This is a genomic window from Pseudomonas sp. 910_23 (genome assembly GCF_052850795.1).
In genome coordinates, this window is the sequence record NZ_VXCZ01000004.1 from 172,119 (window position 1) to 187,203 (window position 15,085).

The 15,085-nt window shown below is 59.6% G+C and carries 17 protein-coding genes; 9 read left to right on the forward strand and 8 right to left on the reverse strand.

The genetic code is table 11. The annotated features are described in order from the left end of the window. Positions 1 to 5: 5 nt before the first annotated feature. The gene (locus FW800_RS06480; RefSeq protein ID WP_005790200.1) at positions 6 to 899 is read right to left on the reverse strand and encodes a LysR family transcriptional regulator; all 894 of its coding nucleotides are present in this window, start codon (positions 897 to 899) and stop codon (positions 6 to 8) included. 149 nt (positions 900 to 1,048) lie between these two features. On the opposite strand from FW800_RS06480, the gene speB reads away from it, so the two are divergent. Together speB and FW800_RS06490 are read left to right on the forward strand one after the other, a co-directional pair. Next, positions 1,049 to 1,999 (forward strand): agmatinase, encoded by a 951-nt coding sequence (gene speB, locus FW800_RS06485; RefSeq protein ID WP_032880005.1) that lies wholly within the window; start codon positions 1,049 to 1,051, stop codon positions 1,997 to 1,999. 131 nt (positions 2,000 to 2,130) lie between these two features. Further along, positions 2,131 to 3,513, forward strand: a complete 1,383-nt coding sequence (locus tag FW800_RS06490) for a sodium:solute symporter (protein WP_032880003.1) — start codon at positions 2,131 to 2,133, stop codon at positions 3,511 to 3,513. A 189-nt stretch (positions 3,514 to 3,702) separates the two neighbouring features. Here FW800_RS06490 and FW800_RS06495 read toward each other — a convergent pair whose 3' ends face one another. Both FW800_RS06495 and ptrR read right to left on the reverse strand, forming a co-directional pair. Beyond that, positions 3,703 to 3,825 (reverse strand): PA1414 family protein, encoded by a 123-nt coding sequence (locus tag FW800_RS06495; protein ID WP_003193089.1) that lies wholly within the window; start codon positions 3,823 to 3,825, stop codon positions 3,703 to 3,705. A 142-nt stretch (positions 3,826 to 3,967) separates the two neighbouring features. Then, positions 3,968 to 4,861: a putrescine utilization regulator PtrR gene (ptrR, locus tag FW800_RS06500; RefSeq protein ID WP_103733660.1), complete on the reverse strand. Its 894-nt coding sequence runs from the start codon at positions 4,859 to 4,861 to the stop codon at positions 3,968 to 3,970. Positions 4,862 to 4,965: 104 nt separating this feature from the next. Between ptrR and FW800_RS06505 the strand changes: the two genes are divergently transcribed. Beyond that, the gene (locus FW800_RS06505) at positions 4,966 to 6,144 is read left to right on the forward strand and encodes an MFS transporter (protein ID WP_446437239.1); all 1,179 of its coding nucleotides are present in this window, start codon (positions 4,966 to 4,968) and stop codon (positions 6,142 to 6,144) included. Here the strand turns inward: FW800_RS06505 and FW800_RS06510 are convergent. Both FW800_RS06510 and FW800_RS06515 read right to left on the reverse strand, forming a co-directional pair. Then, positions 6,088 to 6,486, reverse strand: coding sequence for a DUF2177 family protein (locus FW800_RS06510; RefSeq protein WP_032879998.1), 399 nt, complete (start codon positions 6,484 to 6,486; stop codon positions 6,088 to 6,090). The genes FW800_RS06505 and FW800_RS06510 overlap by 57 nt on opposite strands. Positions 6,487 to 6,598: 112 nt before the next feature. Continuing rightward, positions 6,599 to 7,435 carry a CvfB family protein gene (locus FW800_RS06515; RefSeq protein WP_019820451.1) on the reverse strand — a complete coding sequence of 279 codons (837 nt, stop codon included), beginning with the start codon at positions 7,433 to 7,435 and terminating at the stop codon, positions 6,599 to 6,601. A gap of 322 nt (positions 7,436 to 7,757) precedes the next feature. On the opposite strand from FW800_RS06515, the gene FW800_RS06520 reads away from it, so the two are divergent. From FW800_RS06520 to FW800_RS06530, 3 genes are all read left to right on the forward strand, one after another. Beyond that, the gene (locus FW800_RS06520; protein ID WP_003193095.1) at positions 7,758 to 7,937 is read left to right on the forward strand and encodes a hypothetical protein; all 180 of its coding nucleotides are present in this window, start codon (positions 7,758 to 7,760) and stop codon (positions 7,935 to 7,937) included. A 213-nt stretch (positions 7,938 to 8,150) separates the two neighbouring features. After that, a complete protein-coding gene (locus FW800_RS06525) occupies positions 8,151 to 8,873 on the forward strand; it encodes a TorF family putative porin (protein ID WP_248128978.1) in 723 nt (240 codons plus the stop codon). Between the two features lie 66 nt (positions 8,874 to 8,939). Beyond that, complete coding sequence (locus FW800_RS06530; protein WP_446437240.1) at positions 8,940 to 9,809, forward strand: DUF6279 family lipoprotein; 870 nt, start codon at positions 8,940 to 8,942, stop codon at positions 9,807 to 9,809. Positions 9,810 to 9,848: 39 nt separating this feature from the next. On the opposite strand, the gene FW800_RS06535 is transcribed toward FW800_RS06530, so the two are convergent. After that, entirely contained in the window at positions 9,849 to 10,250 is a 402-nt protein-coding gene (locus FW800_RS06535) for a transcriptional regulator (protein WP_446437241.1), read from the reverse strand. Positions 10,251 to 10,404: 154 nt separating this feature from the next. On the opposite strand from FW800_RS06535, the gene FW800_RS06540 reads away from it, so the two are divergent. After that, positions 10,405 to 10,680: a hypothetical protein gene (locus tag FW800_RS06540; RefSeq protein ID WP_032879994.1), complete on the forward strand. Its 276-nt coding sequence runs from the start codon at positions 10,405 to 10,407 to the stop codon at positions 10,678 to 10,680. 47 nt (positions 10,681 to 10,727) lie between these two features. Here the strand turns inward: FW800_RS06540 and FW800_RS06545 are convergent, their stop codons facing one another. Beyond that, positions 10,728 to 12,074 (reverse strand): DEAD/DEAH box helicase, encoded by a 1,347-nt coding sequence (locus tag FW800_RS06545; protein ID WP_005790219.1) that lies wholly within the window; start codon positions 12,072 to 12,074, stop codon positions 10,728 to 10,730. Positions 12,075 to 12,266: 192 nt separating this feature from the next. Between FW800_RS06545 and FW800_RS06550 the strand changes: the two genes are divergently transcribed. After that, positions 12,267 to 13,559 carry a mechanosensitive ion channel family protein gene (locus tag FW800_RS06550; protein ID WP_103733655.1) on the forward strand — a complete coding sequence of 431 codons (1,293 nt, stop codon included), beginning with the start codon at positions 12,267 to 12,269 and terminating at the stop codon, positions 13,557 to 13,559. Positions 13,560 to 13,575: 16 nt separating this feature from the next. Here FW800_RS06550 and FW800_RS06555 read toward each other — a convergent pair whose 3' ends face one another. Further along, positions 13,576 to 14,142, reverse strand: a complete 567-nt coding sequence (locus FW800_RS06555) for a TetR/AcrR family transcriptional regulator (RefSeq protein ID WP_148852760.1) — start codon at positions 14,140 to 14,142, stop codon at positions 13,576 to 13,578. A 127-nt stretch (positions 14,143 to 14,269) separates the two neighbouring features. Here FW800_RS06555 and FW800_RS06560 point away from each other — a divergent pair, with 127 nt between their 5' ends. Continuing rightward, positions 14,270 to 15,058 (forward strand): SDR family NAD(P)-dependent oxidoreductase, encoded by a 789-nt coding sequence (locus FW800_RS06560; protein ID WP_103733654.1) that lies wholly within the window; start codon positions 14,270 to 14,272, stop codon positions 15,056 to 15,058. The last annotated feature ends 27 nt before the right edge of the window (positions 15,059 to 15,085 follow it).

The window sequence follows — 15,085 nt, forward strand, 5'->3', positions numbered from 1 at the left end:
TTTTTTCAGGCCTGGTTAAGCTGGGTCTTGAGCAAGTCGCGGAAGGTCTGGATCAGCGGTTCACGGCTACGACCACGGCGCATGATCATCGAGAACGGCGCCTGGTAGCCGAAGGTCGCCGGCAGTAACACGCGCAGGTCACCCTTGTCGGCCCAGGCCTGGGCGTAGTGTTCGGGCAGGTAACCGATGTAGGCGCCGGACAATACCAGGATCAACTGCGCTTCCATACTTTCCACGGTCGCGGCGCTGTGTTTGAAGCCGTGGCGCGCCAGTTCGGCCTGGCTCCAGTAGCCGCGGCCGACCATACGTTGCTGAGTGATGACCTGTTCGGGAATACGCCGCTCGCTGAACAGCGGGTGCCGGTTGCTGCAATACAGCCAGTGCTGTTCGCGGTACAGCGGCATATAGATCAGCCCGCTCATACGGTTGGAGAACGCACCGATTGCCAGGTCCAGGCGGTTGTCCTGTACGCCCAGTTGCAGTTCGTAGGGGCTCATCACCGACAGATTCAGGTGAACCGCCGGATGTTCCAGGCTGTAGGCGCCAATCACTTCGGCGAATGGCAGGGCCTTGTCGCTGACGGTGGAATCAAGCACGCCCAGCTTGAGCGTGCCGCGCAACTCGCCTTTGAGCGCGGCGGCGTATTGCTCGAAGCCCTCGAGCTCGCCCAACAGGCGCAGGGTTTCCTGATGAAACAGCTCGCCTTTGCTGGTCAGGCTGAAACCGCCACGTCCTCGATGGCACAGCACCAGGCCCAGCGCGGATTCGAGTTGGCTCATATACGTGCTGATGGCCGACGTCGACAGGTTGAGTTCGTGCTGGGCATTGGCGAACCCCTGGTGGCGCACGACGCTGACGAAGATGCGCAGGAGTTTCAGGTCGGGCAAGGCGTTGGCCATGGTCGGTTCCGGACAGGGATGCATGCAGTCTACCTCCCTGCATTAGTTTAGAAAAATCTGAACTAAGTATTTGCCCCTGCCGATTCTTCCTGCCCCAGGCTTTTCGCAGAATCGGCCATCAATAAACAAAACAACGATGAGGCAATCCCGTGGACAAGATTTTCCACCAACCACTGGGCGGCAACGAAATGCCGCGCTTCGCCGGCATCGCCACCATGATGCGTCTTCCCCACCTGCAAACGGCCAAGGGTCTGGACGCTGCCTTTATCGGCGTTCCCCTGGATATCGGCACCTCGCTGCGCGCCGGCACACGCTTCGGGCCTCGGGAAATCCGCGCCGAGTCGGTGATGATCCGCCCCTACAACATGGCCACCGGCGCGGCACCGTTCGACTCACTGTCAGTGGCCGACATCGGCGACGTGGCGATCAACACCTTCAACCTGCTCGACGCCGTGCGCATCATCGAAGAGGCCTACGATGAAATTCTTGAGCACGACGTGATCCCCCTGACCCTGGGCGGCGACCACACCATCACCCTGCCGATCCTGCGGGCGATCCACAAGAAACACGGCAAGGTCGGGCTGGTGCACATCGATGCCCATGCCGACGTCAACGACCATATGTTCGGCGAAAAAATCGCCCACGGCACCACCTTCCGCCGCGCCGTGGAAGAAGGGTTGCTCGATTGCGACCGCGTGGTGCAGATCGGCCTGCGTGCCCAGGGCTACACCGCCGAAGACTTCAACTGGAGCCGCAAGCAAGGCTTTCGCGTGGTCCAGGCCGAAGAATGCTGGCACCACTCCCTGGCCCCGTTGATGGCCCAAGTGCGGGAGAAAGTCGGCGGCGGCCCGGTGTACCTCAGCTTCGATATCGACGGCATCGATCCCGCCTGGGCACCCGGCACCGGCACCCCGGAAATCGGCGGGCTGACCACCATCCAGGCGATCGAGATCATCCGTGGCTGCCAGGGCCTGGACCTGATTGGTTGTGATCTGGTGGAAGTTTCGCCGCCCTATGACACCACCGGCAACACCTCGCTGCTGGGCGCCAACTTGCTGTACGAGATGCTCTGCGTATTGCCTGGCGTCGCGCATCGCTGATGCCTTCACGATAACAATCAAGGGGATCGCGCAGATCCCCGTCCAACGATATACCTGACCTTCGCTCGCGTGTTGACCGAGCCGGCTGCCACTTGATCGCCCATAAAAAAGATAATCGGAGAATCACCGTCATGGCTTTGGATTTATTCGTCGTACTCATCTACGCCGCCGGTATGCTCGTGCTTGGCTACTACGGTATGCGCCGCGCCAAAACCCACGAAGACTATCTGGTGGCGGGCCGTAACCTCGGCCCATCGCTGTACATGGGCACCATGGCCGCCACGGTATTGGGCGGCGCCTCCACCGTCGGCACCGTGCGCTTGGGTTATGTGCACGGCATTTCAGGTTTCTGGCTGTGCGCCGCGCTGGGCGCCGGGATCATTGCGCTGAACCTGTTCCTGGCCAAGCCGCTGCTGAAGCTGAAAATCTTCACCGTGACCCAGGTCCTGGAAAAACGCTACAACCCCATGGCGCGCCAGGCCAGCGCTGTGATCATGCTGGCCTATGCACTGATGATCGGCGTGACCTCGATCCTGGCCATCGGCACCGTATTGCAAGTGCTGTTCGACTTGCCGTTCTGGATGTCGGTGCTGGTAGGCGGCGGTGTGGTGGTGGTGTATTCAACCATCGGTGGCATGTGGTCGCTGACCCTGACCGATATCGTGCAATTTGTGATCAAGACCGTCGGCCTGATGTTCATCCTGCTGCCGATCTGCCTGTACCGCGTCGGCGGCTGGGATGAACTGGTGGCCAAGCTGCCGGCGTCGAACTTCAGCTTTACCGCGATCGGTTGGGACACGATCATCACTTACTTCATGATCTACTTCTTCGGCATCCTGATCGGCCAGGATATCTGGCAGCGAGTATTCACCGCCCGTGATGAAAAGGTCGCCCAGTACGCGGGCACTTTCGCCGGTTTCTACTGCATTCTCTACGGCCTGGCCTGCGCCCTGATTGGCATGGCGGCTCACGTGCTGATCCCGGACCTGGATAACGTCAACAATGCCTTTGCCGCCATCGTCAAAGCCTCGTTACCGGACGGTATTCGTGGCCTGGTGATTGCGGCTGCCCTGGCGGCGATGATGTCCACCGCCAGCGCCGGCCTGCTCGCTGCGTCCACCGTGTTGACCGAAGACCTGCTGCCACGGCTGCGCGGTGGCAAGCAATCGAGCCTGGGCATCAACCGCGTGTTCACCCTGATGACCGGTGTTGCCGTATTGGGCATCGCACTGGTGGTGAATGACGTGATCAGCGCGCTGACCCTGGCCTATAACCTGTTGGTGGGCGGTATGTTGGTACCTCTGATTGGCGCGATATTCTGGAAGCGAGCCACCACCTCGGGCGCGATCACGTCCATGGCGCTGGGTTTCGTAACCGCGCTGGTGTTTATGTTCAAGGATGGGTTGGATGCAAACACACCGATTTACTGCAGCCTGGCGGTAGCCCTGGTGAGTTTTGTGCTGGTGAGTGTGTTGTCGCGCAAACCGGATACCGTGGCGGCTCGGGCGGCTTGAGCGATTAGGATAATTTCTTCAGCGGGTGCGGCGTCGGTGTTCGCACCCGTTTTTTTTGCCCTGCACAAAATAATTGTGGGAGCGGACTTGCTCGCGAATGCGGTGTGTCATTCAACCATTTACTGGCTGATGCACCGTATTCGCGAGCAAGTCCGCTCCCACATTTCCCATATTGTTTGGGCCTGATACTCAGCGGCGACGGGGCCGGCGCTGCTCATCATCCGTGCGGATCGGCACCGGTTGCAGCGGGGGCTCGATCAAGCCCAGCGCAACGCCAAGATCGTGGAGCCAGTTCTGGATTTTCTCTTTCATGGTTGCCCCCTTTGAGGGTAGTGCTGGTCGGCGTGAGTTTTGTCGCCGTTTCCTACAGAGATAGTAGCCCTAAGTCCTAGGTAATGCTTGAACGAAACCACAACTAACTATTACTGGATTGATCCAAATCCTGACGGATCGCTCAAGCGATGGCGCGCGTATCTGCCAGGCTTGCCGGGCTGCCTTCGTGCTGCAGGTCGATCCATGCATTGAGGTTAGCGCCGAGCATACCCTTTCGCCACATCAGCCAGGTGGTCGCAGTGGCAAAAGGCCCGGTCAGCGGATGAACGGACACGCTGTCCTTGCCTGGCAGGCTGTCGAGCATCGATTGCGACATCAACGCCACCCCCGAACCGGCGATCACACACGCGAGCATCCCTTGATAGGACTCGATCTCGATAGCCCGCCCCATGGCCACATGCTCGTGGGAAAACCAGGTTTCCAGGCGCGTGCGATAGGCGCAGCTGCGTCGGAAGGTGAACACAGATCGCCCGGCAACGTCCTGGGGACCGCGCACCGGTGGGTGATCGGCTTCGCAAATCAATACCAGGCGCTCTTCGCACAGCGGTACGCCATCCAGGGTCGCGATGGTCAGCGGACCGTCCACAAACGCTGCGTCCAGCCGTCCGGTAATCAAACCTTCCAGCAGCTCCCCGCTGGGCGCCGACTGCACTTGCAGGTTCACCATGGGGTAAGTCCTGTGATAGCGCGCCAGCAGCTTGGGCAAATGCACCGCGGCGGTGCTGTACATGCTGCCCAGCACAAAATCACCAGCCGGTTGCCCGCCTTGTACGGCGCCGTGAGCTTCGTCATGCAGCGCCAGCAGCCGAGTGCTGTAGTCCAGCAGCACTTTACCCGCAGGAGAAAGCTGCAACCGCTGGCGCTCACGCACAAACAGCTCGACCCCCAGCTGCTCCTCCATCTGCTTGAGGCGGGTCGACAAGTTCGATGGCACGCGGTGTAAACGTTCAGCGGCGCGGGTGATGGAGCCCTCTTCCGCCACGGCCTGGAAAATCCGCAATTGACTGAACTCCATACCTTTCTCCAAAACTGAACAAGTTACTCACTATTATTCAATTTTACAGAAAGTCAATCCGCCTTAGCCTACAAGTCATTCGCTTTCCTGTAGGAAACCTAAGCATGTCACCGCAGATTCGTTTACTCGCCAGCTTTATCGCCCTGATGATGGCCATGGGCATTGGCCGCTTCGCCCTGACCCCGCAAATGCCGCATCTGCTCAGCGAAGGTCAGGTCGATCTGGCGGATGCCGGGCTGATCGCGGCCGCCAATTACTTGGGCTACTTTGTGGGCGCGGTGGATTCGATCTTTGCTCGCAGCCATCATCATGTACGCGGCCGTCTTTATGGCGGGTTGTGGCTCTGCGTCCTGCTGACGCTGGCGTCATACTGGGCCCATGGGTTCTGGCCGCACTTGCTGTTGCGCTTCGGAACCGGCGTGGCCAGCGCCTGGGCTCTGGTGATGATTACCAGCCTGAGCCAGCCGCTGGCGATCGCCGCCGGCCGGCCGCGTCTGGGTGCGCTGGTATTTGCCGGGCCGGGACTTGGGATTGCGCTGACGGGGCTGCTGGCGCTGGGCTCGAACTTGCTGGGGCAAGGCTCCGCCATGCTGTGGCTGGTCTACGGCATCGTTGCCCTGGTGATGCTGCTGGCGATCCTGCCCTTTTTACCCAAGCCAACCCTCACGGCGCCTGCTGAAACCCGTGCAAGCAACAAAGGCAGCATCGCGCATCTGTGCTGGATCTATTTCCTGTTCGGCCTGGGCTACATCATCCCCGCGACCTTTCTGTCGCAGATGGCCAACGCACAGTTCAACGGAGCCTGGCAGGCCGATCTGTTCTGGCCCTGCTTCGGCCTGGCTGCCGCTGTAGGTGTGGTGGTGGCAAGTCTGCGCCGCAAGAGCCCGGACACCACGCGCCGATGGCTGATCGTGACCTTGTGGCTGCAAGCGGCCGGGGTCTTCGCCTGCCTGCTCGGTAACAGTTGGGGCCTTGCGCTGGGCGTGTTGTTGTGCGGCGCGCCCTTCCTGGCCTGCATGCAACTGGTCATGGCGCGCCTGCGCGAGGTTGCGCCCAACGGCTACCAACGCAGCACGGGGCTACTGACCGCCAGCTTTGCCATCGGCCAACTGAGCGGGCCGCTACTGGCCTCGATGAGCAGTCACCTCAGTGGTGGTCTGCACCCGGCGTTGATCGTCGCCGGTGCCGGGTTGTTAGTGGCAGGCTCGGTCTTGATCAACCGCCAACTACCGATGCACACGCCGTGCACACAGGTGGCCGACGGTGCAGCACAGGGCGGTTAAACAGGTGCCCCACGCCATGTCCATCACCGCGAGCCCGGCGGACCAGCCCTGAAGCGTGGCCCAATTGCTCAAATCATAAGTGCCATAGGCCACCAGGCCCAGCAGTGCGCCCAACCGCGCAGCACGTTGCCAACTGGCACTGGGCAAGACCACGAACACCACACAACCGAGGACATACAGCAGATAGAACAACACCGCAGGCAACAGGCGCGGCTGATCAAGCATCAGCGGGCCGAGCAGGGATTTGTAGGTGGGGCCCATCAGCACGCCGAGCCAGAGGCCGTCGAGGACCAGGAAGGCGAGCAAGGTGCCGAGGTAGGCGAAGAGCGGTCTCTTGGACATGACACGAGCCTTTGTAGGAGCGAGCTTGCTCGCGAAAAACGTACATCCGACGCCACACTGCGCCTGGAATATTTTCGCGAGCAAGCTCGCTCCTACAAAGAGCCAGGCGCGATCAGCTTAGTTCAATGCGGTCGGCGTGAATCACGATCTGGCCTTGCTTGTAGAGCGCACCAATGGCCTTTTTAAAGTTGCCTTTGCTGACGCCGAACAAGTTGCTGATCACCGCCGGATCGCTTTTGTCGCTGACCGGCAGGGTGCCGTTGTTGTCACGCAACTTGGCGAGGATCTTGGAGTTGAGGCTGGAGGCCGCTTCCTGGCCGACCGGTTGCAGGCTCAGGCTGATGTTGCCATCGGCGCGAATCTCCTTGATGAAGCCTTTTTCTTCCTTGCCCGGGCGCAGGAACTTGAACACTTCGTTCTTGTGGATCAGGCCCCAGTGCTTGTTGTTGATGATTGCCTTGAAGCCCATGTCCGTGGCTTCAGCCACCAACAGATCGACTTCCTGGCCCACCTGGTAGTTGGCTGGCGTCTTGTCCAGGTAACGGTCAAGACGTGCGGTGGCGGTGATGCGCTTGGTGTGTTTGTCCAGATAGACGTGCACCACGCAATATTCACCCGCCGTCAGCTGGCGCTTTTCTTCCGAATACGGCAGCAGCAGATCCTTTGGCAGGCCCCAGTCGAGGAACACCCCGATACTGTTGACTTCCACAACTTTCAAACTGGCAAATTCGCCGACTTGAACTTTGGGTTTTTCAGTGGTGGCGATAAGTTTGTCATCGCTGTCCAAGTAAATGAAAACATTGAGCCAGTCTTCATCTTCACTGGGAATATCTTTAGGGATATACCGATTAGGCAAGAGGATTTCGCCGTCTTGCGCACCATCGAGGTACAAACCAAAGTTAGTGTGCTTGACCACTTGCAAGCTGTTGTAGCGCCCGACTAAAGCCATTTCCAATACCCTCATTGCGTGGGCGGCATTCTACCCGAGTTGGGCCCTGCACGCGCGCGCGCCTGAAAAATCGCGGGCTGGCATAGCGTTCTACTGGCATCGCCCCGCTCGTCTGATCAATCGGTTGAATTTTTCCGGGCCGCCAACCTCGCACACGCCCATGGTTTCGAGCTAAAACAGTAAGTTAGCGGCTTATTTCATCATTAAACCTGGGCTCTTTCCCTGCCTGGCCTATATTCTCAGGGGATATTTGCCAAGCAATTGTCAAGTATTTCCTGTACGATGCCTGGCCAAGTTAATTCTCTACAGGTTAGTGGCCGCCATGCGTGTAAAAGCATCCAACAGCAAAGCAAAGCCAGCTCCCGCCGTTGAAACCAGCGAATCGATCAACAGCCAGATTGCTGCTTTCCTCAAGTCCGGCGGCGAAATCCAGCAAATTGCCAAGGGCGTGAGCGGCCAGACTTTCGGCCCGTCCAAGCAGATCAGCCTGGGCAAGAAGTAATCGTCCTACCTGCGCACTGCATCTGGTCCCTAAGCGTCTTGCCTTCAAGGCGCTAGGACTAGAGTTGGAAACACCCTCGTACACCCTTCAATATCAAGCTAATCGACGAACGGGCCTCAATGCCTGGCATTCGCCGGTATCCTTGCACACGTCTAGCACGGGCATCTGCTCGAACCCATCCGTTACTGCTCCTCGCTTTTCATGGAGTGAAGCATGCTTAAACGCTGTATTTTCCTGGTCAGCATTCTGATCGCCAGCCCTTTGGCCGAAGCGCAGATTTTTCAGCGTGAACTGGGCGACTTCGACCTGAAATTGGGCACTACCCCCAGCCGTAGCATGGCCCAGGGCCTGGTCAAGCCCACCTCCCCTGGCAGTGACTCATTCCACGGTGGCCTGGACCTTACCCACGACAGCGGCCTGTATTTCGGCCAGTTTTCACCGAATATGGGCCTGTCGTCGGCCAACAATCTCGAAGTTGACTCCTACCTGGGTTTCAAACGCCCTTTCGACCAGACCCTGGGCTATGAAGTGGGCTTGATTCACTACAGCTACCCCAAGGTCAGCCCCCTCGACAGCCAGGAGTTCTACGGCGGCCTGAACCTGTTGGGCAACCGCTTCGGCGTGTCCTTCAGCAACGACCCCGACCGCCAGGACAGCACCCTGTTCGCCGACCTCGGCGGCACCCAGCCCTTCGGTATCGGCGTCAGCATGAAATACACCACCCACCAATTGGGCACACCGGTGTCGGTGGAAAACGGCGCCATCAGCAGTTTCAGCGACTGGTCGGTGCAATTCTCCCGGGCCTGGAAAGGCATCGACCTGGATCTGATCTACAGCGACTCCAGCCTCAGCGGCGGAGAGTGCTCGGCCTACTCCGGACACAACTCGCAATGCGACGGCCTGTTGACCTTGAAGGCCGTCCGGCCGTTTTATTGATGGGCTGAACTGTCGCACCCCGCGCAGGTTCACATGCATTAACCCCATCCGTGCAAGGACTCGCCCATGTTGCGCCGGCTCAAACCCCTGATGGTACTGCTGACCCTGAGCCTGGTGCTCGCCGGCTGCAATCGCGTGGGCCTGGCCTACCGTAATCTCGACGTGATCATCCCCTGGACCCTCAACGACTACCTGGATATGAATGCCGGGCAGAAGAGCTGGTTCAACGACACCCTCAAGGAACACCTGGCCTGGCATTGCACCACGCAATTGCCGGGCTACCTGGACTGGCTCGACCGCCTGCAGCAGATGGTCGACAGCCAGCAAATCACTGACGCCGCGCTGCAAACCCGAACCGTGGAAGCCAAGCAGGCGATTGCCGAGATCGCGCGGGAGATCACCCCGTCCGCCGTGCAGTTGCTGCAGGGTCTGGATGATCAACAGGTCAAGGACATGAGCGACGCCCTGGCCAAAGACCTGCGCAAACGCCAGGATGAATACCTGAAACCGCCGCTGGCCCAGCAGATCAAGGAACGCGCCGAGCGCATGAGCAAGCGCCTGGATGCCTGGATCGGCCCGCTGAGCGCCAGCCAGCAAAACCGCGTAACGGCGTGGTCCAACGCTTTGGGCGAACAGAACCAGGCGTGGATCGGCAACCGCGCCCATTGGCAGGCGCAGTTTATCGAGGCCGTTGAACACCGCCACGACGCCGACTTCCCGCAGAAAATGCAACGTTTGCTGGTGGACAGGGAGAGCCTATGGACGCCTGAATACCGCGCTGCCTATGCCCAGACCGAAGCGGCGGCGCGCAGTCTGATCGTGGACCTGATGGCTGAGAGCACCGAGCAACAGCGTCAGAAGCTGAGGCAAAAAATCGACGGCGTACGAGGCGATTTCAAAGCGCTTAAATGCCGCAAGGCCGGCGCAAATCAATAGGGAGGGGAGCAGGGCTCCCACCCACATTGGATTCAGGGGTTAGATAGCGCCACCGGCAATCGCAGCTTTGGAAGAGACTTGATCGAAGGTCGCCTCCTCCAGCGCGTCCTCCTGCTCGTCCATCACTTGACGGGGGTGCTCATTGCCAGGAATCGAGCTGTCGATCAACGCCAGCAGACTTGCACCCCGCTCAGTCAAGATGAAGTTTTCACCATTGCCGCCTTCCTCTTCGGGACGCGACTCAATAAACCCGCGCTTGAACAACAACGCCTCGTAATCCGCAGCGGTTTTTTTCAGCGCATCCAGGTTCCCGGTGTCCTCGCCAGCCGCAGCCTTATCAGCGGCTTCCTGCTCGGCGTATTTACGCGGGGCGAAGCTGCCCTCGCCGTTCTGCACTTCATGCAGCAGACGTTCGATCAGATCCCAGTTGTAAGTCGTCATCCTGATTCCTCCTGCAGGCCGATGGAAAATTAGCCCGTCATAGGTAGTGACACGTGGGGGCACTGGCCGTTCACCCGGATAGACGGGCGTCATTTCTCTGAACTTTCCAGACGTTCGCCGCCTCAACTGCCTATACCGCCAAGGACGTCCGACCATGAAAACCCTGATGAACCTGGCGATTGCCGCCACATTGTTAAGCGCCCTGCCCGCCTGGGCTTGCACGCCTGAAGAGGCCACGGCCAAACGCGAAGAACTGGCCAAGCAAGTGACCCAGCTAACGGAGCAGAATCCGCAGAAGGCCAAGGAGATGAATGCCCAATTGCAGAAAATGGACCTGGACACCGAAAGCGCCGAGTTTCCCGACAAATGCCAACTGATCGACGCCCGGCTCAAAGAACTGAAAGAAGCCGCCTCCAAAGCCAAAAACTGATGGCGAAAAAAAACCGGACATTGTCCGGTTTTTTTCTGCCTGGCTGCTTATTCGGCAGCCGGTGCTTCTGGCTTGCGGCGCTTGAGCGGCGCCATGCCATCCTTGCTGACGAGCGACAGGTTGTCGGTCTTCGGCCGGTTGGCGATCTTGCGCTTGGTCGGCGATTTGGCGCCGGTTTTCTTTTTGTCGCCCTTGGCGTCAGTCTTTTTCTTCTTCACGCCAACGGCCTTGCCCGACGCCTTGACCTTCTTCGGCCCGGTGTAAGTGCCTTTGACTTCCTTGATGGTACGGCGCTCGAACGACTGCTTGAGGTAGCGTTCAATGCTCGACATCAGGTTCCAGTCGCCGTGGCAGATCAGCGAGATGGCCAGGCCATCGTTGCCGGCACGCCCGGTACGGCCGATACGGTGCACGTATTCGTCGCCGCTGCGGGGCATGTCGAAGTTGATCACCAGATCCAGGCCATCAACGTCCAGGCCACGCGCAGCGACGTCGGTGGCTACCAGGATCTTCACGCCGCCAGCCTTGAGGCGGTCGATGGCCAGCTTGCGGTCCTTCTGGTCTTTCTCGCCGTGCAGCACGAACGCCTTGTATTCCTGCGCGACCAGACGCCCGTAGATACGGTCGGCGGCGGCACGGGTGTTGGTGAACACGATGGCCTTCTGGTAGGTCTCGTTGGCCAGCAACCAGTTGAGGATCTGTTCTTTGTGCACGTTATGGTCAGCGGTCACGATCTGCTGACGCGTGGTTGCGTTCAGGTCACTGACGTTGTTGACCTGCAAGTGCTCAGGGTTGTTCAGCACCTTGGCAACCATGTCGCGCAGGGTTGAACCGCCGGTGGTGGCGGAGAACAACATGGTCTGCTGGCGATTGACGCATTCAGCAACCAAGCGCTGCACGTCATCGGCAAAGCCCATGTCGAGCATACGGTCGGCTTCGTCGAGCACCAGTACTTCGACTTCCTTGAGGTCGAGGTTGCCGGCATTGAGTTGCTCGATCATGCGCCCCGGGGTACCGATCAGGATGTCCGGCACCTTGCGCAGCATGGCAGCCTGGACCTTGAAGTCTTCGCCGCCGGTAATGATGCCGGACTTGATGAAGGTGAACTGCGAGAAGCGCTCGACTTCCTTGAGGGTCTGCTGGGCCAGCTCACGGGTCGGCAGCAGGATCAGGGTCTTGATGCTGACGCGGACCTTGGCCGGGCCAATCAGACGATTCAGAACCGGCAAGACGAAAGCGGCGGTCTTGCCGCTGCCGGTTTGAGCCGTCACCCGCAGGTCACGCCCTTGGAGCGCGAGCGGGATGGCCGCTGCTTGCACAGGCGTAGGCTCGACAAATTTAAGCTCGGCCACGGCTTTGAGCAGGCGTTCGTGCAGGGCGAATTGGGAAAACACGGGTGCTACCTCGAAGAAATACAAAATATCAGCGCCATAGGTTACCGGTTTCGGGCGGCCAAACCGAGTTTCTTTACGCGAACAGGGCTAATCAGCTGCTTTTTTGTGAGCGATTTTGTCCAGAGCGTCAACTTTGTTGCACTTAAATGCTCTAATCGCCCCGTGTTGTCTTACAGAAGAATCGGTTCACTCATGGATATCAAACAGCTCTGGCTCAACGTCCAAGACCTTTGGGGCGCCCTCGATGAACACCCGGTCCTGCATTCCAGCCTCGGCTTGCTGGTGCTGCTGGTGGTGGCATTGCTGGTTGGACGGGTAGCGCGTTACCTCATCCTGCACGCAGTCAAATTGCTTGGCCGGCAACCGGCCCTGCACTGGCTGAACGATCTGCGACATAACAAAGTCTTCCATCGGCTGGCGCAAATGACGCCGTCCCTGGTGATCCAGTTCGGCCTGTACCTGGTACCTGACCTGAGCAAGACCGCCATTCTGTTTATCGGCAATGTGGCTCTGGCGATCACCATTCTGTTTATGGTGCTGGCCATGAGTGCCCTGCTCAATGCGCTGCTGGATATCTACGCACGCACCGAACACGCACGCACCCGCTCGATCAAGGGTTATGTGCAGTTGGCAAAAATGGTGTTGTTCGTGTTTGGCGCAATCATCATCGTCGCCACCCTGATCGACCGTTCGCCGCTGCTGCTGCTGTCGGGCCTGGGTGCGATGTCGGCGGTGATTCTGTTGGTGTACAAGGACACGCTGCTGTCGTTCGTCGCCAGTGTGCAATTGACCAGCAACGACATGCTGCGGGTCGGTGACTGGATCGAAATGCCCCAGGTCGGCGCCGACGGCGATGTGGTGGACATCACCCTGCATACGGTCAAGGTGCAGAATTTCGACAAGACCATCGTTTCCATCCCGACCTGGCGCTTGATGTCCGAGTCGTTCAAAAACTGGCGCGGTATGCAGGCCTCCGGCGGGCGGCGCATCAAGCGCAGCCTTTACATCGATGCCAGCGGCGTGCGCTTTTTGCGCGATGACGAAGAAGTGCGCATGACCCAGGTGCACCTGCTCACCGGCTACATCGGTCGCAAACAGGCCGAACTCAAGGCCTGGAACGAGGCCCAGGGCCACAGCGCGCAACTGTCGGCCAACCGCCGGCGCATGACCAACCTCGGCACGTTCCGCGCCTATGCCCTGGCGTATCTGCAAAGCCACCCGGACATCCAGCCGAACATGACCTGCATGGTGCGCCAGATGCAAACCACCGCCCAGGGCGTGCCGCTGGAGATCTACTGCTTTACCCGCACCACCGCGTGGGCGGATTACGAGCGGATCCAGGGGGATATTTTCGATTATCTACTGGCAGTGTTGCCGGAGTTCGGGCTGAGCCTGTATCAGCAGCCAAGCGGTAATGACCTGCGCGCCGGCGTACTGCCGGCGTTGGCCGGGGCCGCGCAACTACCCGCCATCGAAACGGCGTGAAGTGATCCGAACGGGATTACGGCAGTGATGCCGTAATCTCCCGGCGGCAAACCTCAAGCACTTCATCAGCCAAAGCGGAATCATCCGGGCACGCCCGCGATAACATGATTGCGCCAATGGCATGGGCCATCCTGTTGAGCATTTTCGCGCGCACGTCTTGCTGTGGCTCGTCCTGCGTCGTGTTGTACTTTGCCTCCAGGGCTTGCAGCGTGTTTTCCAGCCCGTTGGCGAAAGTCTCCTTAAGCGTGTCCGATTGACGCGCAGCGTCTGCACACAACGCCGCCAACGTGCACCCGCCGCCGCGATGATCGCGGTGCTGCCGGGACAGGTAAACCTCGAAAAACTCCCCCGCCTCCATCTCCACGCTGCTGGCGAGCGACTGCGCCAGGCCATTGGCGGCCGCTTCTGCCATCAAATCCGCCTTGGAGCCGAAGTGCTTGTAGAAGCCGCCCTGGGTAAAACCAGCGGCAGCCATCAGTTCGGCCACACCGACCCCATCGAAACCACGTTCACGAAACAGCGCGGAAGCCGTCGCGACGATATGCGCCCGATTGTTCTGTGATTGCGTCTTGGTGATCTTCATTTCTATGCGCTCCTGCTGCCCTGCGATAGAGGGATCTTACTATGATGTCGATCATAATCAAAACCGTTGACAGCTTTGATTATGATCGACATCATAAAACCTCCCTGCACTCACTGAGCATCACACCATGAGCACTTCCAAGACCGTTCTCATCACTGGCGCCTCGACCGGCATTGGTGCCGCCTACGCCGAACGTTTTGCCCAGCGTGGTCACGACCTGGTTCTGGTCGCCCGCGATACCAAGCGCCTGGAAGCGCTCGCTGCACGTCTGCGTGAAGAGCACGCCATCACGGTTGATATCCTCCCCGCTGACCTGACCCAGATCGCTGACCTGGCAGCGGTCGAAGCACGTCTGCGCGAAGATTCCAGCATCGGTACGCTGGTCAACAATGCCGGTGCCGCACAGTCCGGCAGCTTCATCGAACAGTCCACCGACAGCGTCGCTCAATTGGTCGCGCTCAACACCACCGCGCTGGTACGGCTTGCCAGCGCCATTGCCCCACGCCTGGCGGCAGCCGGCAACGGCGCTATCATCAACATTGGCTCGGTGGTGGGCCTGGCGCCGGAGTTCGGCATGACCGTATATGGCGCGACCAAAGCATTCGTACTGTTCCTGTCCCAGGGCATGAGCCTGGAGTTGGGCGCCAAAGGTGTCTATGTACAAGCCGTGCTACCGGCCGCTACGCGTACCGAGATCTGGGACCGGGCGGGCATTGACATCAACACCCTCACGGACGTGATGGAAGTAGGTGACCTGGTGGATGCGGCGCTGGTCGGTTTCGACCGTCGTGAGCCCGTGACCATCCCGCCCTTGCAGGACGGCGCACGCTGGGATGCCTTGCAGGCAGCCCGACAAGGCTTGCTGTCGCAGATCAAGCAGTCCGAGGTTGCCGAGCGGTACCTGACCCAAGCCTGATCAACCGGTTGCAGGCGCGCTCTATGC

Coding starts and splice junctions, on each gene's coding strand:
- FW800_RS06480 (WP_005790200.1), bottom strand. CDS start 899: ATGGCCAACGCCTTGCCCGACCTGAAACTCCTGCGCATCTTCGTCAGC.
- FW800_RS06490 (WP_032880003.1), top strand. CDS start 2,131: ATGGCTTTGGATTTATTCGTCGTACTCATCTACGCCGCCGGTATGCTC.
- FW800_RS06495 (WP_003193089.1), bottom strand. CDS start 3,825: ATGAAAGAGAAAATCCAGAACTGGCTCCACGATCTTGGCGTTGCGCTG.
- ptrR (WP_103733660.1), bottom strand. CDS start 4,861: ATGGAGTTCAGTCAATTGCGGATTTTCCAGGCCGTGGCGGAAGAGGGC.
- FW800_RS06505 (WP_446437239.1), top strand. CDS start 4,966: ATGTCACCGCAGATTCGTTTACTCGCCAGCTTTATCGCCCTGATGATG.
- FW800_RS06510 (WP_032879998.1), bottom strand. CDS start 6,486: ATGTCCAAGAGACCGCTCTTCGCCTACCTCGGCACCTTGCTCGCCTTC.
- FW800_RS06515 (WP_019820451.1), bottom strand. CDS start 7,435: ATGGCTTTAGTCGGGCGCTACAACAGCTTGCAAGTGGTCAAGCACACT.
- FW800_RS06520 (WP_003193095.1), top strand. CDS start 7,758: ATGCGTGTAAAAGCATCCAACAGCAAAGCAAAGCCAGCTCCCGCCGTT.
- FW800_RS06525 (WP_248128978.1), top strand. CDS start 8,151: ATGCTTAAACGCTGTATTTTCCTGGTCAGCATTCTGATCGCCAGCCCT.
- FW800_RS06530 (WP_446437240.1), top strand. CDS start 8,940: ATGTTGCGCCGGCTCAAACCCCTGATGGTACTGCTGACCCTGAGCCTG.
- FW800_RS06535 (WP_446437241.1), bottom strand. CDS start 10,250: ATGACGACTTACAACTGGGATCTGATCGAACGTCTGCTGCATGAAGTG.
- FW800_RS06540 (WP_032879994.1), top strand. CDS start 10,405: ATGAAAACCCTGATGAACCTGGCGATTGCCGCCACATTGTTAAGCGCC.
- FW800_RS06550 (WP_103733655.1), top strand. CDS start 12,267: ATGGATATCAAACAGCTCTGGCTCAACGTCCAAGACCTTTGGGGCGCC.
- FW800_RS06555 (WP_148852760.1), bottom strand. CDS start 14,142: ATGAAGATCACCAAGACGCAATCACAGAACAATCGGGCGCATATCGTC.
- FW800_RS06560 (WP_103733654.1), top strand. CDS start 14,270: ATGAGCACTTCCAAGACCGTTCTCATCACTGGCGCCTCGACCGGCATT.